This is a genomic window from Micromonospora sp. NPDC047707, assembly GCF_040704235.1.
GTDB lineage: Bacteria > Actinomycetota > Actinomycetes > Mycobacteriales > Micromonosporaceae > Micromonospora.
Window position 1 is genome coordinate 53,658 of record NZ_JBEYSU010000006.1, and the last position, 23,830, is coordinate 77,487.

22 protein-coding genes and 1 pseudogene are annotated in these 23,830 nt (G+C 75.2%); 11 read left to right on the plus strand and 12 right to left on the minus strand.

Annotation, left to right across the window (positions count from 1 at the left end; genetic code table 11):
* Positions 1 to 11: 11 nt before the first annotated feature.
* A complete protein-coding gene (locus tag AB0873_RS08755) occupies positions 12 to 1,415 on the minus strand; it encodes a cytochrome ubiquinol oxidase subunit I (protein WP_366599309.1) in 1,404 nt (467 codons plus the stop codon).
* Between the two features lie 177 nt (positions 1,416 to 1,592).
* Between AB0873_RS08755 and AB0873_RS08760 the strand changes: the two genes are divergently transcribed.
* Entirely contained in the window at positions 1,593 to 2,363 is a 771-nt protein-coding gene (locus AB0873_RS08760) for a lysophospholipid acyltransferase family protein (RefSeq protein WP_366599056.1), read from the plus strand.
* Between the two features lie 67 nt (positions 2,364 to 2,430).
* Here AB0873_RS08760 and AB0873_RS08765 read toward each other — a convergent pair whose 3' ends face one another.
* The 3 genes from AB0873_RS08765 to AB0873_RS08775 are packed head-to-tail and all read right to left on the minus strand — an operon-like array spanning position 2,431 to position 5,168.
* Positions 2,431 to 2,784, minus strand: a complete 354-nt coding sequence (locus tag AB0873_RS08765; protein WP_155332206.1) for a hypothetical protein — start codon at positions 2,782 to 2,784, stop codon at positions 2,431 to 2,433.
* Positions 2,785 to 2,793: 9 nt separating this feature from the next.
* Entirely contained in the window at positions 2,794 to 4,485 is a 1,692-nt protein-coding gene (locus tag AB0873_RS08770; RefSeq protein ID WP_366599057.1) for a hypothetical protein, read from the minus strand.
* 5 nt (positions 4,486 to 4,490) lie between these two features.
* Complete coding sequence (locus AB0873_RS08775) at positions 4,491 to 5,168, minus strand: hypothetical protein (protein WP_366599058.1); 678 nt, start codon at positions 5,166 to 5,168, stop codon at positions 4,491 to 4,493.
* Positions 5,169 to 5,306: 138 nt separating this feature from the next.
* Between AB0873_RS08775 and AB0873_RS08780 the strand changes: the two genes are divergently transcribed.
* The 7 genes from AB0873_RS08780 (at position 5,307) to AB0873_RS08810 (ending at position 16,024) form a co-directional block, all read left to right on the plus strand.
* Positions 5,307 to 6,077 carry a glycerophosphodiester phosphodiesterase gene (locus tag AB0873_RS08780; protein WP_366599059.1) on the plus strand — a complete coding sequence of 257 codons (771 nt, stop codon included), beginning with the start codon at positions 5,307 to 5,309 and terminating at the stop codon, positions 6,075 to 6,077.
* An 18-nt stretch (positions 6,078 to 6,095) separates the two neighbouring features.
* Positions 6,096 to 7,484, plus strand: a complete 1,389-nt coding sequence (locus tag AB0873_RS08785) for an MFS transporter (RefSeq protein ID WP_366599060.1) — start codon at positions 6,096 to 6,098, stop codon at positions 7,482 to 7,484.
* A 106-nt stretch (positions 7,485 to 7,590) separates the two neighbouring features.
* Entirely contained in the window at positions 7,591 to 8,301 is a 711-nt protein-coding gene (locus AB0873_RS08790) for a thymidine kinase (protein ID WP_366599061.1), read from the plus strand.
* 136 nt (positions 8,302 to 8,437) lie between these two features.
* On the plus strand, positions 8,438 to 11,644 hold the full coding sequence (locus AB0873_RS08795) for an FtsX-like permease family protein (protein WP_366599062.1): 3,207 nt from the start codon (positions 8,438 to 8,440) through the stop codon (positions 11,642 to 11,644).
* A complete protein-coding gene (locus tag AB0873_RS08800) occupies positions 11,641 to 14,352 on the plus strand; it encodes an ABC transporter permease (RefSeq protein ID WP_366599063.1) in 2,712 nt (903 codons plus the stop codon). The genes AB0873_RS08795 and AB0873_RS08800 overlap by 4 nt, the downstream gene beginning before the upstream one ends.
* Positions 14,349 to 15,326 carry an ABC transporter ATP-binding protein gene (locus AB0873_RS08805; RefSeq protein WP_155332214.1) on the plus strand — a complete coding sequence of 326 codons (978 nt, stop codon included), beginning with the start codon at positions 14,349 to 14,351 and terminating at the stop codon, positions 15,324 to 15,326. The genes AB0873_RS08800 and AB0873_RS08805 overlap by 4 nt, the downstream gene beginning before the upstream one ends.
* Entirely contained in the window at positions 15,326 to 16,024 is a 699-nt protein-coding gene (locus AB0873_RS08810) for an ABC transporter ATP-binding protein (protein ID WP_155332215.1), read from the plus strand. Before AB0873_RS08805 ends, AB0873_RS08810 begins: the two co-directional genes overlap by 1 nt.
* A gap of 51 nt (positions 16,025 to 16,075) precedes the next feature.
* Here AB0873_RS08810 and AB0873_RS08815 read toward each other — a convergent pair whose 3' ends face one another.
* Complete coding sequence (locus AB0873_RS08815; RefSeq protein ID WP_155332216.1) at positions 16,076 to 16,534, minus strand: DUF4878 domain-containing protein; 459 nt, start codon at positions 16,532 to 16,534, stop codon at positions 16,076 to 16,078.
* Between the two features lie 228 nt (positions 16,535 to 16,762).
* Here AB0873_RS08815 and AB0873_RS08820 point away from each other — a divergent pair, with 228 nt between their 5' ends.
* On the plus strand, positions 16,763 to 17,938 hold the full coding sequence (locus tag AB0873_RS08820; RefSeq protein ID WP_366599064.1) for a PQQ-binding-like beta-propeller repeat protein: 1,176 nt from the start codon (positions 16,763 to 16,765) through the stop codon (positions 17,936 to 17,938).
* Between the two features lie 28 nt (positions 17,939 to 17,966).
* Here AB0873_RS08820 and AB0873_RS08825 read toward each other — a convergent pair whose 3' ends face one another.
* The 6 genes and pseudogenes from AB0873_RS08825 to AB0873_RS08850 form a co-directional block, all read right to left on the minus strand.
* On the minus strand, positions 17,967 to 18,965 hold the full coding sequence (locus tag AB0873_RS08825) for a tyrosine-type recombinase/integrase (protein WP_366599065.1): 999 nt from the start codon (positions 18,963 to 18,965) through the stop codon (positions 17,967 to 17,969).
* Positions 18,966 to 19,079: 114 nt separating this feature from the next.
* A pseudogene (locus AB0873_RS08830) lies at positions 19,080 to 19,241 on the minus strand (Hsp20 family protein); the annotation flags it as partial.
* 7 nt (positions 19,242 to 19,248) lie between these two features.
* Positions 19,249 to 19,665 carry a DUF6069 family protein gene (locus AB0873_RS08835; protein WP_366599066.1) on the minus strand — a complete coding sequence of 139 codons (417 nt, stop codon included), beginning with the start codon at positions 19,663 to 19,665 and terminating at the stop codon, positions 19,249 to 19,251.
* A 60-nt stretch (positions 19,666 to 19,725) separates the two neighbouring features.
* On the minus strand, positions 19,726 to 20,211 hold the full coding sequence (locus AB0873_RS08840) for a MarR family transcriptional regulator (RefSeq protein WP_366599067.1): 486 nt from the start codon (positions 20,209 to 20,211) through the stop codon (positions 19,726 to 19,728).
* Positions 20,212 to 20,263: 52 nt separating this feature from the next.
* Positions 20,264 to 20,494 (minus strand): DUF2087 domain-containing protein, encoded by a 231-nt coding sequence (locus AB0873_RS08845; RefSeq protein WP_366599068.1) that lies wholly within the window; start codon positions 20,492 to 20,494, stop codon positions 20,264 to 20,266.
* 148 nt (positions 20,495 to 20,642) lie between these two features.
* The gene (locus AB0873_RS08850; protein ID WP_366599069.1) at positions 20,643 to 21,140 is read right to left on the minus strand and encodes a MarR family transcriptional regulator; all 498 of its coding nucleotides are present in this window, start codon (positions 21,138 to 21,140) and stop codon (positions 20,643 to 20,645) included.
* Positions 21,141 to 21,211: 71 nt separating this feature from the next.
* Here AB0873_RS08850 and AB0873_RS08855 point away from each other — a divergent pair, with 71 nt between their 5' ends.
* On the plus strand, positions 21,212 to 22,441 hold the full coding sequence (locus AB0873_RS08855; protein ID WP_366599070.1) for an MFS transporter: 1,230 nt from the start codon (positions 21,212 to 21,214) through the stop codon (positions 22,439 to 22,441).
* A gap of 6 nt (positions 22,442 to 22,447) precedes the next feature.
* Here AB0873_RS08855 and AB0873_RS08860 read toward each other — a convergent pair whose 3' ends face one another.
* Complete coding sequence (locus AB0873_RS08860; RefSeq protein WP_155332223.1) at positions 22,448 to 22,843, minus strand: cupin domain-containing protein; 396 nt, start codon at positions 22,841 to 22,843, stop codon at positions 22,448 to 22,450.
* Positions 22,844 to 22,933: 90 nt separating this feature from the next.
* On the opposite strand from AB0873_RS08860, the gene AB0873_RS08865 reads away from it, so the two are divergent.
* The gene (locus tag AB0873_RS08865) at positions 22,934 to 23,671 is read left to right on the plus strand and encodes a VOC family protein (protein ID WP_366599071.1); all 738 of its coding nucleotides are present in this window, start codon (positions 22,934 to 22,936) and stop codon (positions 23,669 to 23,671) included.
* Positions 23,672 to 23,830 lie beyond the last annotated feature (159 nt).

Below are 23,830 nucleotides of genomic sequence, written 5' to 3' on the forward strand. Positions count from 1 at the left end.
GGGGCTCCGGGTCAGTAGGCGAAGGCGAGCGGGCGCTCGGCGTCGTCGGGCTCGGGGGCCGGGGTCAGGTCGGGTACGCCCGCCCGGGCGTAGCGGACGAGCAGCTTGAACTCGACGACGGCGAGGGTGGCGTAGATGAGCGTGAAGGCGGTGAACGAGGTGAGGACCTCGGCCAGCGACACGCTGCGGGAGACGCCGTCGCGGGTGAGCATCTCGCCGAAGACGATCCACGGCTGGCGGCCCATCTCGGTGAAGATCCAGCCGAAGGAGTTGGCGACCAGGGGCAGCAGCGGCATGACCAGGCCGGCGCGCAGCAGCCACCGGCTGGTGGGGGTGCGGCCCTTGCGGTGGGTCCAGAGCACCAGCAGGGCGATCGCGGCGGCGGCCAACCCGAAGGCGATCATGAACCGGAAGCTCCAGTAGGTGACCGGGATGATCGGGGTGTAGCTGCCGGCGCCGTACTGGGCGGTGTACTGGGCCTGCAGGTCGTTGATGCCCTGCACGGTGCCGTTGGGGTCGCCGGTGCCGAGGTACGACAGCAGGTACGGGATCTTGATGGCGAACAGCTCCCGCGTGCCGTCGAGGCTGCCGACGGTGAGCACGGAGAACGAGGCGGGGCTCTCGGTGGCGTACAGGCCCTCGGCGGCGGCCATCTTCATCGGCTGCACCTGGGTCATGATCTTGCCTTGGATGTCGCCGGTGATGACAACCGCGGCGGCGGCGACCAGCGTCACCCAGGATCCGAACGTGGCGGCGAACCGGTAGGCGGGGGTGTCGGCGGAGCCGCGGTTGCGGATCAGGTGCCACAGGGCCACGGCGACCAGCAGCGACCCGGCGACGAGGAATGCCCCGGCGATCGTGTGCGGGAACGTGATCAGGGCGACCTTGTTGGTGAGCACGGCGACGAAGTCGGTCAGCTCGGCGCGGCCGGACTCGGGGTTGACGCGGTAGCCGACCGGGTTCTGCATGAACGAGTTCGCGGCGAGGATGAAGTACGCCGACAGGTTGGTGCCGATGGCGGCGGCCCAGATGCTGGCGAGGTGCAGCCGTTTGGGCAACCGGTCCCATCCGAAGATCCACAGGCCGATGAAGGTGGACTCGAGGAAGAACGCCACGAGGGCCTCGATGGCGAGGAACGAGCCGAAGACGTCGCCGACGAAGCGGGAGTAGTCGCTCCAGTTCATGCCGAACTGGAACTCCTGCACGATGCCGGTGACCACGCCCATCGCGAAGTTGATCAGGAAGAGCTTGCCGTAGAACTTGGTGAGCTTGAGGTACTTCTCGTCGCCGGTGCGGTGCCACAGCGTCTGGAGGATGGCGACCAGCACGGACAGGCCGATGGTCAGCGGGACGAAGAGGAAGTGGTAGACGGTGGTGACACCGAACTGCCAGCGGGCGACGTCCAACGCGTCCACCTGGAAACCCCCAGCCATGCGTACTACGAGACGTAGTAAATACTACTGCTCGTCGTAGGCGTTTCGGCAGGGTCGAGGGGCCCGAAGCGGTCCGGGACCAATGACCTTGATCACCCCGGCCGGTCGGCCCGGGGCGGGACCCGTCCTCACCCCCTCGCGTGCGACCATTGCGCGCTGATGGACACCGCGCACTCCCGCTGGCGCCCGCCACTGATCTGGCGGGCCGCCCAACTGCTCGCCCGCGCCGCGGTCGGCGCCCTGGCCCGGCTGGAGGTCACCGGGGAGGTGCCGGCGCACCTACGCCGCGGCCCCCTCGTGCTGGCCGCCAACCACATCAGCCCGTTCGACCCGATCGTGCTGGCCGCCGCGACCCGCGCCGCCGGCGTCGCCCCGCGGTTCATGGCCACCGGCGGGCTGTTCCGCGCCCCGGTCGTCGGGGCGGCGATGCGCCGCGCCGGACACATCCGCGTCGAACGGGGCACCAGCGCCGTGCACAAGGCCCTCGACGACGCCGCCGCGGCGGTGGCCGGCGGGTCGGTGATCCTCGTCTACCCGGAGGGGCGGATCGGCCTGGATCCCGGCCTGTGGCCCGAGCGCGGCAAGACCGGCGTCGCCCGCCTCGCCCTCGCCTGCGGCGCACCGGTGCTCCCGGTCGCCCAGTGGGGCTCGCACGAGGTGCTCCCCTACCGCACCCCGAAGGGCCTGCTGCCCGGCATCGCCCGGGCTCTGCTGCGCCGGCCGGTGGTGCGGGTGCACTTCGGCACGCCGGTCGTGCTCACCGACCTGACGTACGGCACGCCGGGCGCCGCCCGCCGCGGCACCGACCGGATCATCGACGCGATCACCGACATCCTGGCGCCGCTGCGGCCGGACGAGCCCGACCGGCCCCGCCACGTCGACCCCGGGCGGCCCGTCGACACCAGCCGCGCCCACCGCCGCCGCCGCTGACCGCCGTCCACCTTCCTGCCGGTGGCCCGGCGTGCGCGGCTCGCGGCCGGCGTGGACCGGCTCGCCCTCAGGCCGCCTGGACCGCCCTGACCACCTCGGTCACGGCAGCCGCGACCGGTGCGACCGGCGCGGCGAGGGCGGCGAGGCGGTGCAGCAGCGCCTCGACCCGCGCCGGCCGCGGATCCGGGCGGGACAGTTCCTCGCGCACCTGCGCCGCCACCGCCACGGCCGGCTCCGGCAGGTCACCGCGGTGCCGGTCGACGAGCTCCACCAACTGCCGCACCAGGGCCGCCACGTCGACCGCCGCCGGCGCCGTGGCGTGCAGGCTCCCCCCGGACGCGTACGCCCCGGGGCCGACCGCCTGGTTGCCCACCTGGCTGACCCCGCCCGACTGCTGGATCCCGTAGTTGATCTCCGTCATGTCCGTCCCTCACTCGCTGCGGGGCCGCCCACCGCGCGGCGCGGGCACCTGCTCCGCCCGCTGCTCGGCCCGAGCTCCCGTGCCCACCGCCTGGTTACCGACCACACTGAGCCCGCCGGTCTGGATCACCCCCTGGTTGAGGATCATGGTCTGCCGGCTGCGGAACTCGGCCGTGTCCACGCCCCGCTCGTCGAGGAAGTCCACGATGGCGGCCAGCACGTGCCGCTCCACCACCTTCAGGTGCTTGGCGGCGTCCAGCACCTGGAAGTAGTTGTGGTAGCCGGACCCGGCCGCCAACTCCCGCACGCCGGTCCGGGCCCCGTAGTCGTAGCCGAGATCCTCCCGGGCCAGCCGCCGTGCCCGCGCCCGCCGGCGGTGGTGGCGCAGCACCCGCACCGCGTCCCCGGTCAACCGCAGCGGCGCACCGAGCGCCGTCCGCAGCAGCCCCTCCGCGCCGCTGGCGAGCACCTGCGCGAACTGGCTCGCCGGCAGCCACTCGGTCAGCCGGTCCACGTCGTGGTGCTCCCACCTCGGCGGCTCCACCAGAGTGCGTGCGCACTCCAGGTAGAGCACCCGGCCGTCGGTGGAGAAGTGCAGGAAGGTGCCGGCCACCACCTCGCCGCCCCAGGACGGCACCAGCGCGCACAGGTAGTGCCGGGCCGCGCCCCGGGGACGGGCGGCCACCCGGCGGACCTCCTCGTCGGTCCAGTGCTGCCGCGGCGTCCGCTCCCGGTCGGGCAGCAGGCGCGCGTCGTCGGTGAGCATCCGCCCCCCGACAAAGATCCGGTCCTCCAGCAGCAGGTCCGGCAACCGGTCGGCGTCCGGGCCGTCCCGCCCCACCGCCGCCAGCCGCGACCGGACATGGTCGATCAGGTCCAGCACCGCGAACAGCACCGGCTCGTCCGCCGCGGCGGCCCCGGCCGTCGCAGCGGGCAGCACCGACCCGGGCCCGGCCGGCACGATCGGCAGGGCGAACGACCACCCGGCCACCGGCGTGCCGTGCCCCACGAACGGGACGTACCCGCTGTAGACCGTGACGTTGCCCCGCTGCGCCTCGTCGACGGCGGCCAGCCGGGCGGCGTACCGGCCGTCGCGGGAGGTGTCCGGGGACGCCGGGCGGAACCGGCCACGCCGGAGCCGGGTCACCAGCAGCCGCCGGGTGCCCAGCAGGTGGACCACGACCACCAGGTAGGCGACCACGCCGAACGGCAGGGCCAGCACCGGCCGGCCGACCAGCCAACCGGGCAGCCCGGTCCGCTCCTCCTCCGCGCCGGCCACGCCCTGCAGCTGCACCAGCAACATCAACGCGATCAACGCCACCGAGACCAGGGCCAGCACCGGCCCGAGCGCACCCTGCCGGGTCGGCCGGAACGGGGCCAGCCGCGTGCCGAGCACCATCGCCGCGCCGGCCAGCAGGGTCCACAGCGGCGAGAGCAGCACCGCGGCGCCGCCGGCGAGCAGCAGCCAGCCGTCCCGACGGACGCGTCGACCGCGGGCGTGCAGGCAGTGCCGCAGCACCGACGTCAGGTCGAAACCCACCGACGGCGCGACCGCGCGCAGGTCGTCCTCGAGCACCTCGGCCAGCGCCCGCTCGGCGAAGGCCTCGTCGGTGTGCGCGGCCGCGCACAGGTAGCGGGTCGCCTCACTGCCCGCCTCCGGCGCAGCGGCCGTCCGCTTCGGCCGTACACCCTCCCGGAGCATGCGCGTCACCTCCGTTCCACTGTCGCAGGGTCACCGGTCGGGGCCGGCCGCAACAGGGGCAGCACCCACGCCAGGAACACACCCAGCACGAAGCCGGCGTGCACCCCGTCGACCAGCGCGCCCCGCACGTACTGCGGCCGGTCGTAGCCGTAGACGTCACCCGCGCCCAGCAGCACGAGCAGGACGACTCCGCCGGCGGCCGCCAGCGCGCCGCCGGCCACCGGCGCGGCGAACACGGCCAGCGCGCGGTGCACCGGCGACGGCGCCGGTACGGCGGCGGCCAGCCGGCGCAGCAGCCACACCGTGACCAGGACGAATACCAGCGTCCGGGCGTTCTGAGCCAGCCAGAACGGCAGCTGGCGGTCGTCGGTGATCCGCACCTCCCAGCGCAGCGCGAGCAGCGCGGACAGGATCATCTCGCCGGGGGCGGCGACGAGCGCGGCGAAGCCCTCGGCGTCCGACAGGTCGAAGCGCCACTCGGTCAGCGGCCGGGACACCCACGGGTTGCCGGCCGCCAGGACCAGCAGCACGACCACCCGGGCGGCGAGCGGGAGCCCGCCGCCCGGCGGCGGTGCCGGTGGCACCGCGGGCGGTGGCAGCGGATCCAGCGGTGCTCTGGTGAGCGGGCCGGGTGGGGTCGACGGCTCCACGCGGCCCGGCCCGGACGGCGTCCACGAGACCATGCGCCCATCATCGTCGGCGGCGCCGCCATCGTGATCGTTACTGTCCGACATGCGGCAGTCACCGCGACGGCCGCGGCGTCACGTCCCGGCCGCCGGCCGGTCACCGGCGCGCCGCCGGCGCCCGGCATACTCCCTCGCGTGCTGACCGCCCCGCACCCCTACCTGGACGCGCCCGCGCCCCTCGCGTTCGCCCACCGCGGCGGCGCCGCCGACGGCGACGAGAACACCGCCGCGGCGTTCGCCCGGGCCGTCGAACTCGGCTACCGGTACGTCGAGACCGACGTGCACGCCACCGCCGACGGCGTCGCGGTGATCTTCCACGACGCCACGCTGCGGCGGGTCACCGGCGAGGCCGGCCGCATCGCCGACCTGCGGTGGGCCGACCTGGCGACGGTGCGGATCGGCGGGGAGGCGGTGGTGCCGCGGCTGGACGAGGTGCTCGACGCGTGGCCGCAGGTGCGGTTCAACGTCGACGTCAAGGCCGACCGGGGCGTCGAGCCGGCCGTGACGACCGTGACCCGGTCCGGCGCCGCCGACCGGGTGCTGCTGGCCTCGTTCAGCGACGCCCGACTGACCCGGATGCGGGCGCTCACGCAGGGACGGGTGGCCACCAGCCTCGGCATGCGCGGCGTGGCCCGGCTGCGCATGGCGTCACTGACCGGCCGGCCGCTGCGGCTGCCGGAGTCGGTGGTCGCCGCGCAGGTGCCGGTCCGGTACGGGCGGGTACGGGTGACCGACCGGCGGTTCCTCGCCTACTGCCACCGCATCGGGCTGCAGGTGCATGTCTGGACGATCGACGAACCTGCCGAGATGCACGAGTTACTGGACCTCGGCGTGGATGGCATCATGACCGATCACGTCGGCGTGCTGCGCGACGTCTACCGCAGCCGCGGCCACTGGGCCGCCTGACCCGTCCGAAGGACCGCGATGGCCACCACCCCCGCCACCACCGTGGACGACGTTCCCGCACCGTCGAGCACCCGTCGCGAACGCACCGGCTGGTACTTCTACGACTGGGCGATGTCGGCGTTCTCCACCACCGTCATCACCGTGTTCCTCGGGCCGTTCCTCACCACGGTCACCGAGCTCGCCGCCGGCTGCGAACTGGGCGCGGACACCTGCTCCGGGCACGTGTACCCGCTGGGGATCAAGGTGGCGGCCGGGTCGTACTTCCCGTACCTGGTGTCGCTGTCGGTGTTCCTCACCGTGTTCGTGCTGCCGGTGGTCGGGGCGGTCGCCGACCGGTCGGTGCACAAGAAGCGGCTGCTGGCCGCGGCGGCGTTCACCGGCGCCGGCGCCACCGTGGCGATGCTGTTCGTCACCGGCGACCGGTACCTGCTCGGCGGCGCCCTGTTCCTCGTCGCCAACATCGCCTTCGGCGCCGGCGTGGTCGTCTACAACTCGTTCCTGCCGCAACTCGGCGGCCCCGACGACCGCGACGGCATCTCCAGCCGCGGCTGGGCCCTGGGCTACCTCGGCGGCGGCCTGCTGCTCGCGCTGAACCTGGTCGCCGTGCAGAGCCTCGACAACGGGCAGCCGGAACGCACCCTGGACCTGGCCCGCTGGTCCATCGTGTCGGCCGGGCTGTGGTGGGCGCTGTTCACCCTGGTACCGCTGCGCTGGCTGCGGGAGCACCCCACGCCGGCCGCGCTGCACGGCGGCGGCAACGTGCTCACCGACGGGTTCCGACAGCTCGGGCGTACGCTGCGGCAGCTGAAGGCGTACCCGCTGACGCTGTTCTTCCTGCTGGCGTTCCTGGTCTACAACGACGGCATCCAGACCGTGATCGCCCTGGCCAGCCAGTACGGCACCGAGGAGCTGCGGCTAGAGCAGAGCACGCTGATCGTCACCATCCTGCTGGTGCAGTTCCTCGCCTTCGGTGGCGCGCTGCTGCTCGGCGCGCTCGCCCGGCGCATCGGCGCGTGGAAGACCGTCCTGCTGAGCCTGGTGCTGTGGACCGGCGTGATCCTCGGCGCGTTCCGGCTGCCCGCCGAGGCGCCGCTGCCGTTCATGGCCCTCGGCGCGGCCATCGGCCTGGTGCTCGGCGGCAGCCAGGCGCTGAGCCGGTCGCTGTTCAGCCAGCTCATCCCCGCCGGCCGGGAGGGCGAGTACTACGGCTTCTACGAGATCAGCGACAAGGGCACGAGCTGGCTGGGGCCGCTGGCGTTCGGCCTGGTGTTCCAGCTCACCAACTCCTACCGGGTGGGCCTGGTCTCCCTGCTGATCTTCTTCGTGGTCGGGTTCGTGCTGCTGCTGGCGGTGCCGATGCGCCGGGCGATCGTGGCCGCCGGGAACACGCCGCCGCGCGTGCTGTAGGGGCAGACGGAGGGCCGGGACCGGACCGCGCGGACCGCACCCCGGCACGGCCGGAACTGGATCATGCGGCCGGACGATGACCGTCGATGGATTATGCTGCCCGACCGTGACCGACGACGCCGCCGCCCCGACCTGCCTGGCACGCCCGCTGCCCGGCCCCGACGAGCAACCCGCCGGCTGCGCCGCCGCCCGTGCCGTCGACGGGCGCCCGCTGCACGCCGCGGCGCTGCGGTTCTACTGGGGGCCGATGGACTGCGGCAAGTCCACCATGGCGTTGCAGATGAACCACAACCACGCCCGGCAGGGCCGCCGGGGCCTCGTCACCACCCGCATCGACCGGTCGCTGGGCCCGCAGGTCACCACCCGCATCGGGCTGGCCCACGAGGCCGTCGAGGTCACCGACGACCTGGACCTGCGCACCCTGGTACGCGACACGTGGGCCGAGGGCGTCCGCGTCGACTACCTCATCTGCGACGAGGCGAGCTTCTACAGCGTCGCGCACGTCGAGCAGATGGCCGAACTCGTCGACCGCTACGACGTCGATGTGTACGCGTTCGGCCTGGCCACCGACTTCCGGTCGTGCCTGTTCCCGGCCGCGCAGCGGCTGTTCGAACTCGCCGACCAGGTGGCCCGCATCCAGGTCGAGGTGTTGTGCTGGTGCGGCCGGGAAGGGCTGCTCAACGCCCGCGTGGTCGACGGCCGGGTGGTCCGGGAGGGCGCCCAGGTCGTCATCGGCGACACCGTCGACACCGCCGAGGTCCGCTACCAGGTGCTCTGCCGCCGCCACTACCGCGCGGGGGACCTCGGCCCGCGCTGACCCGGCGCCGGGGCGGGCCGCGTTTGGACACGGTTTGATCACGGCGCGAACCTTTCCGGAACCCTCGCCCCTCTCACGCACGACGGAACGGCGACCGGCGCCGCCCCGCCCTGCGCGTACGGGGGTACACCACGACATGAGGCTCGCGTTACGACGGGCCCGCGGGGCCAGGGGACTGCTCCTCGCCGCGGCCGGGGCGACCCTGGTGGCCACCGCCGCCCTCACCGGCCTCGCCGCCTACAACGACGACGTCGTCGCCTCCGGCACCGCCAGCGTGCTGACCGAGGCCACCGCCGAGGAACGGTCGATCCTGGTCCGCGGCCCAGCCGGCGGCACCGCCGAGGCCCTGCGGGAGCGGGACACCACCCTGCGGGAGCACGTCACCGCGCACCTGCCCGGCCTGGAGCCGACGGTGACCGCCGCCGGGTACGCCGCCGGCCGCCAGTTGCGTGGCGACACCGGCTCGGCGGTCGGCGACGCGGGCGGAACCGTCTACGCGTCGGTGATGTTCCTCGACGACCTGGCCGCGCACGCCCGGCTCACCGCCGGCGCCTGGCCGCAACCGGGCGCCGGCCCGGTGCAGGCCGCCCTCGCCGCGCCCGGCGCCGCGGTGCTGGGCGTCGACGTCGGCGACCGGGTGCCGGTCACCGACGGCTTCACCGGCCGGGTCACCCAGGTCAGCGTGGTGGGCCTGTTCACGCCCATCGACCCGGCCGACACGTACTGGCGGCTCGCTCCGGAGGCGGCCACCGGCACCCTGCCCCAGTCGGCCACGTACGGACCGTTCACCGTGCACCGCGACGACTTCCTCGCCGGTTTCCGCACCAACGCCTCCGCCGGGTGGCTGGTCGAACCGGACCTGCGCGGTGTCACCGGCGGCGCCGCCCTCGACCGGCTCGCCGACGGCGTCACCAGGGTCGCCGCCACCGCACCCCGCGAGGCCGGCCTCGGCGACTCCGGCACCGCCCTCACCACCCTCGACGACCTGGTGCAGCGCCTGCAACGGGCCACCCTGGTCGGGCGGTCCGCCCTGGTCACCCCCATGCTGCTGGTGGTCGTGCTCGGCGGGTACGCGCTGCTGCTCGTCGCGCTGCTGCTCACCGAGCACCGCCGTGCGGAGACCGCGCTGCTGCGCGCCCGGGGCGCCGCCCGAGCCCAACTCGCCGGGCTCGCCGCCCGGGAGGCGGCGCTGGTCGTCCTGCCCGCCGCCGTGCTGGCACCCCCGCTGGCGGCGCGGCTGCTCGCGTACGCCGAACGGGTGCCCGCCCTGGCCGCGGTGTCGGCGGGGCCGGGCGCCACCCTGACCGGCCCGCTGTGGCCGGTCGCGGCCCTCGCCGCCGCCGGCTGCCTGGTGGCCATGCTGGTGCCCAGCCTGCGCGGCGGCGGCACCTACGTCGCCGACCTGACCAGCCGGTCCCGGCCCAGCCGCCGCGGCCTGGTCCAGCGCGCCGGCGTCGACGTCGTACTGGTGGCGCTGGCCGTCCTGAGCTGGTATCAGCTGCGCCAGTACTCGTCGCCGCTGTCCCGCAGCCGCTCCGGTGCCCTGGACGTGGACCCGCTGCTGGCCGCCGCGCCCACCATCGGCGTGCTGGCCGGCGCGGTGCTCGCCCTGCGGCTGCTGCCGCCGCTGACCCGGCTGGCCGAGCGGTGGGTGGACCGCAAACCCTGGACCGCCACCATCCTCGGCACCTGGCAGGCGGGGCGACGCCCGCACGCCGGCCCGGTGCTGCTGCTCGCCCTCGCCGTCGCGGTCGCCACCCTCGCCTGGACCCTCAGCAGCACCTCGCAGCAGTCGCTCGACGACCAGGCCGGCCACCGCGTCGGCGCCGACCTGCGGTTGACCGAGCTCAACGGGTCCGCCCCGGACGACCGGGCCGACCAGTTCGCCGCGGTACCCGGCGTCGAGGCGGTCCTGGCGACCTGGCGGGAGACGATCCGGATCGGGCCGGACAACGCGCCGGCGTCGGTGGTGGCCTGGGACGCCGGCGCCGCCGAACCGGTGGTGCGGATGCGCCCGGACCTGGCCGGCGGTTCGGCCACCGAGCTGTTCGGCGACCTCGGGCGGGCTCGGGTCACCGCGCCGCACGCCGAACTGCCCGCCGGCGCCCGTACGCTCACCGGCCAGCTGCTGGTGCAGGGCAGCGACCTGACCGCGCGGGTGCGCAGCCACGCCGTGCTCGTCGAGCCGCACGGCGGGCACCGACGGTTGTTGCTCGCCGACGTCCCGGCCGGCGAGCCGGTCCGGTTCTCCGTGGACCTTCCGGCCGGTGCCGGCCCGTGGCGGCTGGCCGGCTTCACCGCCGAGACGGTGGGTTCCCCGGCGGCGTCCGTGGACTGGCGGCTGACCGACCTCCGGGCCGGCACCGACGCCACGACGGGCACCGGGGTCGACCTCGGCGGCGCCGGGAGGTGGCAGGTGCTGAACCGGGGCGGGCCCGTCGCCAGCTACAACGCCGACGGTGACGGGCTGACCGTCCACTACACGCGCAGCGCGCAGGCCGGCGCGTGGAGTATCGGCGGCCTGTCGGCGGTCCAGTTCGCCATCGCACCGCCCGTAGCGGCGAAGCCGGTGCCCGTGGTGGCCACCCCGCCGGCGCTCGCCGCTCTGCGGCTCGACGTCGGCGCGCAGACCCGGCTCGTCCTCGGTGGCACCGAGGTCGACGTCCGCTTCGTCGACGTCGCGGAGTCGGTTCCCGGCGGCACCGAGAGGGCCGCCTTCCTGGTCGACCTACCGTCACTGAGCACCCGGGTGTTCCACGGCAACGGCCTCGTCCGATCACCGCAGGAGTGGTGGCTGACGGTCCGGCCGGCGCAGCGCGAGCAGGCGGCGACGGCCGTCGGCGCGCTCGGCGGCCTGACCGTCCTCGACCGGGGGCGGATCACCGCCGACCTGGCGCGGGAACCGTTCGGCGTCGGCGCGCGGGGGGCGTTGTTCGCCGCGGCCCTGGCCGCGGTGCTGCTCGCCGCGGTCGGCGTCGCCGTGGACGTCAGTGCGACCGCCCGCCGGCGCGCCACCGAACTGGCGGTCCTGCACACGCTCGGCGCCGGACACCGCCTGGTGGCCCGCTCGCTCCTGGCCGAACAGGGGCTCCTGGCCGGGATGGGCGTGCTGGTCGGCCTGTTCGTCGGGGTGGGTGTCGCCGCGACGATGGCCCCGCTGGTGATCCTCACCCCCGCGGCGCAGCGACCCGACCCGCCGCCGCTGCTGCACGTGGACTGGCCGCCGATCGTCGCCACCGGCGTCGGCCTGCTGCTGCTCGCGCTGGCCTTCAGCGCGGCCGTCTCGTTGACCATGCGACGCCGCCTGGCCGGCAGCCAGCTGCGCATCGGGGAGGAGCGATGACGGCGGGGAGGGTGGTGCGGCGGCTGCGGGTGCTGGCCGCGCACGCGGGCCTGCTGGCCGGGCTGGGGCTGGTGGCGGCGGTGCTGCTCACCGCCACCCCCCGGCTGGTCAACCACTACGCCGACCGGGCGCTGCGCGCGGACGTCGCCGCCGAGCCGTACCTGGTCCGCGATCTGTCGATCGTCACCACCACGCTGCCGGACAGCTCGTTCGCCGCCGCTGGCGGTGAGCGCGACCTGAACCGGTACGCGGCCGCCCTGCCGCAGCCGCTACCCCGGCTGGTCGGCCCGAGCTGGTACTTCGCCGCGTTCAACCCCGACCGCCTGATCGCGACCGGCGACAGCCCCCCGATGAACGGCGGCGCCCCCAAACAGATCGGCCTGTACGCCCAGACCGGCCTGCAGGAGGCCGCGGTGCTGCGGGCCGGGCGGTGGCCCGCCTCCACCCGCGGGCAGGCCCAGGTCGCCGTCTCCGAGCCGGTCGCCGAGCTGCTCGCCCTGCGGCCCGGCACGCCGATCCGGTTCACCGGCTCCCGGGGCGGTACACCCGCCCAGGCCGTGGTGTCCGGAGTCTTCGCCGCCCGCGACGGCAGCGACCCGGCCTGGGAAGGTCTGAAGCTGGCCCTGGACCCGGTGGCGCCACAGAACGACGGTGATCCGTACCTGGCCGTCGCGGTCACCGACTGGGCCGGCATCGACGCCGTGGCCAGGCAGAACACCACCGAGGTGAGCTACGGCTGGCGGTACCGGATCGACGAGCGGCGGTTGGACGCGTCCGACCTCCCGGCGGTCATCTCGGCCGTGGGCCAGGCCCGGCGCACCGAGTTCGAGCGGTCCAGCGCCGTGGCCACCTCGCTGGACGTGGTGCTGACCCGGTTCACCGAGCAGTTGCGTTCGGCGCGGGGGCTGCTCGCCGTCGTGCAGGCCGGCCTGGTGGCCAGCCTGCTGGGGCTCATCGTCCTGGCGGCCCGGCTCGCGGTGCAACGCCGCCACGACGAGTTGGCGCTGCTGCGTGCCCGCGGCGCCGCGCTGGCCGGCATCGGCGGCTGGACCCTGGCCGAGGCGGTGCTCGTGCAACCCGTCGCGGTGCTGGCCGGGGTCCTCGTCGGCGCCCAGGTGCCGGGTCGGGCCGACGGCGTCACCTGGCCGCTTCTGCTGCTGCTGGCGCTGCTCACCGCCGGGGTGGTGCCGGTGCTGGCGATGGCCGGGCACCGGCGGATCGGCGTCGTCGCCGCGCGTACCGACCTGACCCGGGCCCGGCCGTCGGCGCGGCGGTTGACGGTGGAGGCGACCGTGCTGCTGGTGGCGGTGGCCGGGGTGCTGCTGCTGCGTCGCCGCGGGCTCATCGCCGCCGACGGCGTGGACGCCTACCTGTCCTCGGTGCCGGTGCTGGTGGCGGTCGCCGCGGCGCTGGTCGCGCTGCGGGTGCTGCCGTGGCCGCTGCGGCTGGTGGATCGGGTGGCCGCACGGGCCCGCGGTGCCCTGCTGTTCCTCGGGGCGGCGCGCGCCGGCCGGGGCGCGCCGGTGACCCTCGGACCGCTCGCGGTGCTGATCGTCGCGGTGAGCACCGGGGTGTTCGGAGCGGTGGTGGCCACCACCGTGGACGAGGCACGGGACCGGGCCAGCACCCTGACCGTGCCGGGCGACGCGTGGCTGACCGGGTACGCCTTTCCGCCGGACAGCGCCGAGCGGTTGGCTCGCGTGTCCGGTGTGGAGGAGGTGGCGCGGGTGTGGGCGGAGTCCAACCGGCGGGTGCTCTCGGACGCCGGCCCGCGGGCACGGCTGCTCGGCCAGGCCCGGGTGCTGGTGGTCGACGCGCCCGCGTTCGCCCGGGTGGCGCAGCGCAGCGGCGTCGACGTCGACGTGCCCGCCGCGCTGCGCGCCGCCGCACGCGGCGACGGGCCGGTGCCGGCGGTGGTCTCCCCGCAGGTCGCGAAGCTGCTCGCCGGCGGCGGGGCGGCCGACGTGCAGAACCGGCTCTACGAGTTCAGCGTCGCCGCCGTGGCGGAGCAGTTCCCCGGGGTGGGGCTGGGCAGCGAACGGTTCGTGGTCCTGCCGTGGCAGGCGTTGCCCGAGTACGCGGCCACCCCGATCGTTCCCAACCGGTATCTGATCGCCGGGAAGGACGTCGACGTGTCCCGGCTGGTGCAGGTCGCCGACGACGAGCAGCGATCCTGGCAGGCGGCGGTGCTCGGCGCCGAGGTGAACCGGCCGGAGCTGCCGGCGCGGCTGCAGACCTGGGAGGCGTACCGGGAAGGGCTGGACCGCACCGGCGCCAACGAGGTGCTCACCTTGGCGTTCGCGGCGGGCGCGGCCGGCGGCACCGCGCTGGCGCTGCTCGCGGTCGGGTTCGCGGTGGTCGCCGACGCCGCGGGCCGGGGCCGGGTGCTGTCCCGGCTGCGCACGATGGGGCTGTCCGGTGCTCAGGGGCGCCGGCTGCTGGTGTACGAACTCGTGCCGCTGGTGGTCGTCGCGGCGGTGGCCGGAGCGACGGTCGGGGTGGCGCTGCCGCGACTGCTCGGGGATTCCCTCGGGCTGTCGGCGTTCACCCCCGGGGTGGCCGTGCGGGACCACCTGGACCCGCTGGTGGTGGGCGGGGTGCTGGCCCTGGTGGCGGTCGGCCTGCTGGCCGGGCTGGCCGTGGAGAATCTGGCGAACCGCCGGATGCGTCTCGGTGAGGTGCTCCGGGTGGGAGAGGAGAACTCATGACTGCGGTCGAGGAGAAGGCACCGGACCTCGCGACGCTGCAACGGCGGGCGGCGGAACGCGCCGCCGCCCGCGCCGGTGGCGCCGACCGGCTGCGCGGGCACATCGTCTGCGACGGGCTGGTCCGCATCTTCACCACCGAGGGCGTCGAGGTCGTCGCGTTGCAGGGGCTGGACCTGGTGGTCGACCGGGGCGAGCTGGTCGCCATCGTCGGCGCGTCCGGGTCGGGCAAGTCGACCGTGCTGAACATCCTGTCCGGGCTGGACGTGCCGACCGCCGGCATCGCCCGCGTCGCCGGCTACGACCTGCTCACCATGTCGGCGAAGAAGCGGCTGCGCTACCGCCGCCACACCGTCGGGTTCGTGTGGCAGCAGACCGGACGCAACCTGCTGCCGTACCTGACCGCGCGGGAGAACGTGGAGCTGCCGATGCGGCTGGCCGGGCGGCGCGGGCGGGGGCTGCGCCGGCGCGCGGACGAGCTGCTGGACCTGGTCGGGGTGGGCTACTGCGCGGACCGCCGGCCGGGGCAGATGAGCGGCGGTGAGCAGCAGCGCTGCGCGATCGCGGTGGCCGTCGCCAACGACCCGGAGGTGCTGTTCGCCGACGAGCCGACCGGGGAGCTGGACGAGGCGACCGCCGGGGAGGTGTTCGCCGCGCTGCGCACCATCAACGCCGAGCTCGGCGTCACGATCGTGGTGGTCACCCACGACCACCAGGTCGCCTCCCAGGTCCGCCGGACGGTGGCGATCCGCGACGGCCGCACCGCCTCGGAGGTGCACCGCTCGTCCCGCATCGGCGCCGACGGTGTCGAGGAACTGGTCACCGAGGAGTACGCGGTGCTGGACCGGGCCGGCCGCATGCAGCTGCCGGCGGCGTTCGTCGACGCTCTGGCGCTGCGCGACCGGGTGCGGCTCAACCTGGAGCCGGACCACGTGCAGGTGCGGCCCGGCGTGGACCCGAGGACGGAGGACAAGTGATGGGCGACGAGCTGGTACGCGTCGAGGGGGTCAGCCGCGACTACGGCAGCGGCGACCGGGTGGTGCACGCCGTGCGCGAGGTGTCCTTCACCGCCGGCCGCGGGGAGCTGGTGGCCATCCGGGGCCGCTCCGGCGCCGGCAAGACGACCCTGCTCAACCTGATCGGCGGCCTGGACACGCCCACCGCCGGGCGGATCCACGTCGCCGGGCACGAGGTGACGTCCGCCGGCGAGCGGGAACTGCTGGAGCTGCGCCGGGACACCATCGGTTTCGTGTTCCAGTCGTTCGGGCTGATCCCGATCCTGTCCGCGGCGGAGAACGTCGGGATGCCGATGCGCCTGGCGAAGGTGCCCGCAGCCGAACGGGAGCAGCGGGTGGCGGTGCTGCTGGAACTGGTCGGCCTCGGGGGGCACGCGGCGCAGCGCCCGTACGAGATGTCCGGCGGGCAGCAGCAGCGTGTGGCGATCGCCCGCGCGCTGGCCAACGACCCGCCGCTGCTGGTCGCCGACGAGCCGACCGGTCAGCTCGACTCGGAGACCGGCCGGTCGGTGATGGACCTGCTGCGGGCGCTCGTGCACGCCCGGGGGATGACCGCTCTGGTGGCCACCCACGACCCGACGCTGATGGAGCTGGCCGACCGGGTGCTGGTGCTGCGTGACGGCCGGCTGGTCGAGGCGGGCGAGCCGGTGCCGGCCTGACCGCGCAGCCGGTGCCGGCCTGACCGCGCAGCCGGTGCCGGGCCGACCGCGTCAGTAGGGGTCGCCGCACACCCGCCAGCCACCGTCCTCCTTCACCACGGTCATCTCCCGCTGCTCGGTGGTGCCGCTGTCGCGGGTGAGCCGCACGGTGACCGTGCCCTGGGGACGGCCGCGGCGGGTGGCGACCGACACGTCGAGGATCTCGTAGTCGCTGACCGTCGGCGGGGTGCGGACCCAGCTGGTGAAACCGAGCTGGCTCCAGCGGGTGCGGGCGTCGGCGCACAGCCGGTCGTACGCGCCGTCGGTGTCGCCGGCGGTCACCGACCGCAGGAATCCGTCGGCGGTCTCCCGCACCGGGCCGCTGGCCTGCGTGACCACCTGCAGGTTCCGGGCGCCGAGGCCGGCGACGCCGACGCAGCACAGCGCGACGCCGACACCGGCGAACACCAGCCCGGCGCGCACCGGTCGGCGCGGCCGGGCCGGCCGGCTCCACGGCTGCTCAGCGCCCACCCGTCGACCGTAGGCAACGGGCCGGCCCGCGCGCAGGAAGTCGGCCCCTGTCGCGGTCGTCACCGGATCGTCTACCGTCGGCGCAAGCCCCGGACACGTGCCCAGGAGCCCGCCGATGAGCCACCCCGCCCAGCGGTGCCCGTCCGGCACCCCGCCGACACCGGACCGGCGGCCGCGCCCGTCCGGCACACGCCTGCCGCGGTCCGGGGCGCGCCGGGGGCGGCGGCGATGAGCGGATCCCCGGTGGCGGCGCTGATCGAGCTGGGCGACGAGCGGGGCGCGCCCGGTGCGGACGTCCCCCGCCGGCCCCGGCCCCACCGGGGGGAGTCGGCGCTGGCGGTGGCCGCCGGTTGCCTGCTGCTGCTCGGGCCGGCCGCTCCCGTGGCGGCGTTGCCGTCCGCCGTCGGGCCACCGGTGCCGGTGAGCGGCACCGTGCTGGTCGCCGGGGATTCGGTGCTGGTGGTGGACCCGCCGCAGCTGGCCGCGTACGACGCCGCGGCCCCGGACCGCGCACCCCGCTGGCGCGCGCGGGTGTCCGTCGCCGCCGGCTGGTCCGCCGAGTCCACCGCCGGGCTGCTGCTGATCGTGGAACGCGGCCAGGTCGGGCAGGCCACCGCCACCACCGCCCGCGACGCCGCCACCGGGCAGCAGCGCTGGCGGCGCCCCGACCGGGTGTACGCCGCCGGGGACCAGGCGATCGCGGTGACGGAGGTCCGCAGCGCCATCGAGCCGGGCCGGCGGGTCGAGGGCGCGGTGCGGGGCGTCGACCCGGCCACCGGGCGGACCCGGTGGACCGTGCCGGTCCCGTCCACCGCGGTGGTGACGGTGCTGCCGGAGACGCCGGCGCGGGTGCTGCTGGTGCACGACAGCGGGCTGGCCCGGGTGCACGACGCGCGCGGCGGCGCCGCGCTGGGTGAGGGGCGCCTGCCGCCGGCCGACTACGCCCCGGACAATCCGCAGGTGGTCGGCGGCCGGCTCGTCCTGCGCCACCCCACCGCGGCGGGCCCGGTGCTGACCGGTTTCGACCTGCCCGCCTTCACGGCCCGTTGGCAGCGGCCGTTGCCCGGCGGCGAGCTGACCGTGCGCCGCTGCGCCGGCCTGCTCTGCCTGCACCTCGGGCCCACGCGGTGGGCGCTGCGGCCGGACACCGGAGCGCCGGCGTGGACGTGGCCGGACGGCGGTGCGTGGCGGGCCGTGCCGGGGCGGCGCCCGGCCGAGCCGCTGGTGCTGTTGCGTCCCGCCGCCGACCGGGAGCGGCTGTTGGTGGGTGTGGTCGGCCCGGACGGGCCCCGGGTACGCGGTGTGCTGCCGCCGGGGACCCGGGAGTGCCGTGCGGCGGTGACCCGCCTGGTGTGCCGCGTCGACGGGCGGGTGACCGTGTGGCGTCTCGACGGTCGCGGCTGACGGGCGCCCGTGCGTCGCCCGGCCGGCGTCAGCCGCGGCGGCGGGAGCGGGCCGCCCAGATCACGTACGCGGGGTCCCGGTCGAGGTTGTACCGGTCCCGGTCGTAGCGGCGGGTGGTACGCGGGTCGGCGTGGCCCATCGCGTCCTGCACGTCCTCCAACGGCACACCCTCGGCGCGGGCGGTGGTGGCGAAGGAGTGCCGCAGCGAGTGCGGTGACAGCCGCGCCCAGGCCGCGATGCCGGCCTCCCGGGCGAGACGGCGCACCAGCCGGAACACCGAGTGCCGGTCGAGGCGGGCGCCGGTCGCGGTGACCAGGAGCGGGCCGGTCAGCTGGTGCACCGGCACGCCGTGGCCGGCCGCCCGCTGCGCCAGGTACACGTCCACCGCGTACGCGGTGCCCGGCGTCAGCGCGCGGCGGCGGGCCTTGCCCCCCTTGCCGACGAACCGGACGCTGCGGTGACCGCGTTCGGCGCCCAGGTCGGCGACGTCCAGCGAGACGAGCTCCCCCACCCGCAGTCCGAGGTCGGCGAGCAGGGCGATCACCGCCCGGTTGCGGGCGGCGCTCGGGCCGGTGGCGGCCTCGGCCGCGGTGAGCAGCGCGTCGACCTCCTCCGGGGTGAGCCCGACCGTCGCCGAGTGGTCCCGGTCGATGCGGGGCCGGTCCGCGCCGGCCACCGGGTTCGCGTCGACGGCACGCAGCTTGGCCAGGAAGTCGTACCAGCTGGACAGGGCGGAGAGTTTGCGGGCGACGGTGGCCGGGGTGAGCGGTTTACCGGTGCGCGCGGCGAGGGTCGACTCCAGTGTCCGGGCGTACTCGTTGACGTGCAGGAACGTCGCGCGCAGCGGGTCCAGGTCGCGCTCGGCGCACCAGGTGAGCCAACTGGCGACGTCCCGCCGGTACGCGTCGCGGGTGTGCTCGCTCAGCCGCCGGTTACGCAGCCAGGCCTCGGTGAAGTCGGCCGGGCCGGCGGGCAGCGCCGGCCGCGGCGACGGTCGGTGCCGCACCGGGGCGTCGGAGTAAAGCATGTGCGAAAGGTTCTCAGCACGGCCGGGGAAACGCTCGGAGGCGCGCCCTGCCGGTGTCGACGCACCCGCGAGCGGGACGGCCCGGACGGCCGTCCCGCTGGTGTCCCGCCCGGCTCAGGCGCTGATCTGCTTGCGGCCGTTGCCGCCGGCGGTGACGGTCACCCGGCGCGGCTTCGCCCGCTCGGCCACCGGGATGCGCAGCGTGAGGACGCCATTGTCGTACCCGGCCTCCAGTTTGTCGGTGTCGAGGGTGTCGCCCAGGAACAGTTGCCGGGTGGGAGGGTCAGCGGGTTCGGCTGGGCAGCAGGGCGACCAGCACCGCCGCCACCGCGAGGTGCATCGCGCCGAGGGTGACCTTCGCGCCGGCCGTGGCGTCGGTGGCGGCCACCGGGGCGAGCGAGACCAGGGCGACGAGCACCGCGAGAACGGTCCAGACCACGGTGGCCCGGCGGCGCGTGAGGCGCTCCAGGAGCGCGAGCACGCCCCATCCGAGCAGGGACGCCAGGAAGGAGACGAGGACCACCGGCGCGAGCCCGATGACCATCTCCGGCTGGCCGGGGTTCTTGACCGTGAAGTCGACGCCCGACAGGCGGCCGACGAGCCAGATCAGGACGCAGGCGGCGACGGCGGCGGCGACGGCGAGACCGCGGCGGCGGGTGGTGGACAGGGCGGCGATCGCGGGACGGGCGGTGGCGCTCATGGCGGCTCCTCGGTCGACGGGACGAGACAACGCGACCGTAGCAGATCGTCTCGTGCAGGACTATCTGCTGCCCAACCAATCGGGGCGGCTACCCGGCCCACACGGTCCGGCGGCCGCGAGCCGTCCCCGCACCAGGGCCTCGATCGACCGGAGAAACGCCGCCCGGTCCGCCTCGGGCAGGCCGGCGAGCACGTCCCGCTGAATGCCGGCGGCGATCTCCTGCGCCCGGCCGAGCACCGCCCGGCCCTGCGGCGTCACCTCCACCAGGCGCGCCCGCCGGTCGGTCGGCGACGGGCGCCGCCGGGCCAGCCCCGCCGCCTCCAACTGGTCCAACGTCACCACCATCGTGGTCTTGTCGATACCGCACAGCTCGCCGATCTGGCGTTGGGTCAGTTCCCCCGACCCGGCGCGCAACAGCACCAGGTGCGCCCGCGGTGAGATGCCCAGCTCCGCCAGACCCTCCGCCTGCTCGGCCAGCAGCGCGTGGGTCGCCCAGGAGAGCAGGAACAACAGGTCGGGGGCGCCGTCCGGCGAGCACGAGGACATTCCCCGAGGCTAACAAGACCATCCCGAGCGGGATCATCTGCCGCGCTGACGGTCAACCCGCCCGCCAGTACACGCCCCGCTCCCGCGCCAGCAGCCCCTCGTCGACCAGGTACCGCCGCAGCGTCACGTGGTCCGACCCGCCCGCGGCGCACCAGCCGCGCAGCGCCTCGTCGACCGCGCGCTCCGGATACCGCTCCCCCGGCTCGAACGACCCGGCGATGTGCTCCAGCAGCACCCGACGTCGGCCCCGCTGCGCCGGCAGTCCGACCAGGACGCCGCCCACGGAGGAAGGTCCGCAGGACCCGCTCGCCCACCGCCACCGACCGCTCGGCGTCCGTCGTCGGCGAGCGCCCCCGCCAGCACCTGCGCAGTCATGCCGGTCACCCTGCCAGCGGCGTACGCGTCCCGCCAGGCGATATCGCCGGCGCCGCTCAGGCCGGCGGTTCCTCGGCCCGCAGCACCACCCGGCGCAGCAGATCGGACAGGAGCCGTCGCTCGTCGGCGTCGAGGGCGCCGAGCAGGCGGCGTTCCTCACCCCCGCGCACCGCCATGGCGCCGAGCCAGGCCGCGCGGCCCGGGTCGGTCAGCTCGACGTCGACCCGCCTGCGGTCCGTGTCGGACGGCACGCGGCGCACGAACCCCCGCCGCAGCAGCCCGTCCACCCGAGCGGTGACCGAGGCGGGCGCCACGGCCAGATCGCGGGCGAGATCCGACGGTGCGGCGCGGCCCCCGCGGCCGGCCAGGGCGTGCAGCGTGTCGTACTCGTGACCCTGCAGGTTCCGCTCCGCCAGCGCTCGTTCCTTGACCGACCGCAGGTGCCGGGTGAGGAACTGCATGCGGCTGACCGGGCCCTCGACGTCCGGATCGATGTCGGGCAGCACGCCCATCCACCGCCGCACGTGCCGGTCGATACCGTCCTCAGGCGTCACGCCGCACAGCGTACGTCAACGACGAAATATTCGCTGTCGAAATGTTCGACGACGAAATATCGTCGACGGGTGTGAGCCACCCCCTGCGACAGCCCGCCTTCCGGCTGATCTTCCTCGCTCGTACCGTCTCCGCGGTCGGCGACGCCGTGGTCCCCGCCGCCCTCGCCCTCGCCGTCCTCCGCGCCACGGGGTCCGCCGCGGCGCTGGCCCTCGTCCTGGCGTGCGCGATGCTGCCCCGGCTGCTCCTGCTCCCGGTCGGCGGCGTACTCGCCGACCGGTTCGACGCGCGGCGGGTCGCCGTCCTCGCCGACGTCGTCCGCGGCGCGGCGCAGCTCGTTGTCGCCCTGGAACTGGCCGCCGATCCGTCGCTGACCACCATCGCCGCAGCGGCCGCGGCGAGCGGCGCCGCCGGGGGATTCGCGCTGCCCACCGCCGCGCCCCTGGTCGCCGGCGCCGTCGGGCCGGCGCAGCGCCAGCAGGCCAACGCCCTGCTCGCGGCGACCGGCAACGCCAGCCGGCTCGCCGGCCCGGCCCTGGCCGGCGCGCTGATCTGGGCTGCCGGGCCGGCCTGGGCGTTCGTCCTCGACGCCGCCACATTCGGGCTCAGTGCACTCCTACTCGCCGCCGCCCGCGTCCCGCACGTGACGGCGCCCCGGCGGTCGGTCCTGACCGACCTGCGGGAGGGATGGCGCGAGGTGCGCGCCCGCGACTGGTTCGTCGTCAGTCTCGTCGGCCACGGCGCCTGGAACGGCGCCGCCGCCGTCCTGACCACCCTCGGCCCGGCGATCGCCGTGCGGCAGCTCGGCGGCGAACACGTCTGGGTCCTGCTGCTGCAGGCCGGGGCGGTCGGGATGCTGGCGGGGTCGCTACTGGCCACCCGGGTGCGGCCGCGCCGGCCGGTGCTGGCCGCCAACGTCGGCCTGGCCAGCTACGCCATCCCGCTCGTGCTCCTCGCCGCCGCCGCGCCGGCCCCGCTGGTCATCGCCGCCTACGGCGTCGCGCTGGCCGCGCTGGGCTACCTCAACCCGGTGTGGGCGACCGTGGTGCAGGCCCACTTTCCACCGCGCGTGCTCGCCCGCGCCACCTCCTACGACTGGCTCGCGTCCCTCGGTGCGGTGCCGTTGGGATACGCCCTCGCACCGCTCGCCGCCGACGCCTGGGGACCCGGCGCCCCCCTGCTGACCGCAGCCGGACTCGTCGCGCTCGCCTGCCTCGGCAGCGCCGTGGTGCCGGGCGTACGGCGTCTGACGTGGACACCCCCGTCGGTGCCGCGCGGCCGGACGGCGCCGGCCGCGCGGTGACCGGCCCTACAGGACGTGGCCGGTGGTTGCGTCGACGTGGTCCGGCACCGGGTCGTGCCGGTCCCCGACGCTGGACGTCCCGGTCGGCTCGAACATCAGGATCGACGCGCCGCCCGGCGATGACGGCCGGTGCTGCACCCCCCGCGGCACCACGTGCACCGCGCCCGTGCGCAGGACCACCTCCCGCTCCGCGCCACCCTCGCCGTCGCGCAGCGCGATGCGCAACTCGCCGTCCAGGACGAGGAAGAACTCGTCGGTGTCGTCGTGGGCGTGCCACACGTGCTCCCCCGCCACCTTCGCGATCCGGACGTCGTAGTCGTTGACGCGGGTGACGATGCGCGGGCTCCACAGCTGGTCGAAGGCGGCGAACGCGGTCGCCAGGTCGATCGGCTCGTTGCTCATCGCCCCATGGTGCACAGTCGGCGCCAGCGACGCCCGCCCCGGCCGCTCGCTGGTCGGTGACCTCGTCCACCTGGGCATAGGGTGGGTGGCATGGCGCTGCGACTCGTTCAGGTGAATGTCAAGGCCCGGGACGACTCAGCCCTCGGCCGATTCTGGGCGGAGGCGCTGGGCTGGGGTGTTTCCAGCGAGGGACCGGGGGTGACCAACGTCGAGCCCGTGGGCTTCAGCTGGCCCGACCCCGCCGCCGTCTGCGTCGACGTCGTCACCGTCCCGGACCCCGAAACGGTGAAGTACCGCGTGCACCTCGACCTCGCCACCACCTCGGCGGCCCACCAGGCGGAGTTGGTCGCGCGCCTGAAGGATCTCGGTGCGACGCCCGCGGATGTGGGCCAGGGCGATGTCCCGTGGACGGTCCTGGCCGACCCGGAGGGCAACGTGTTCTGCGTGTTGGAGCCTCGGGAGATCTACCGGGACACCGGGCCGATCGCCGCGGTGGTGGTCGACTGCGCGGATCCGCGGGCCATGGCCCGGTTCTGGGGCGAGACGATGGACTGGGCGCTGCACGAGGTGACCGATGACCATGCGCGGCTGCGGTCGGGCAAGGGTGTCGGGCCGTACCTGGAGTTCCTTCGCACGTCCGGCGTGCAGACCGTGTGGAACCGCGTCCATCTCGACCTGATGCCGTACCCCGGTGATGATCAAGCGGCCGAGGTGGCCCGGCTGACGGCTCTCGGGGCCACCGGCGTCGACGTCGGCCAGGGCGATGTGCCGTGGACGTGCCTCGCCGACCCCGAGGGCAACGAGTTCTGCGTCCTGACCCCCGGCTGACGCGGAGCCTTGCCGGCTCACCGGCGTTTCGGCCGGAAAACCGTTCGAGCCGTCCTTCCGCGTTCCCGTAGGTTGCCCGCGGCCCGTCACAGTGAGGACAGAGGACAAACCGCGTGACTCCGCCTGCTCTCCAGACCCCCTGCTGTCGTTGCGGTGCGT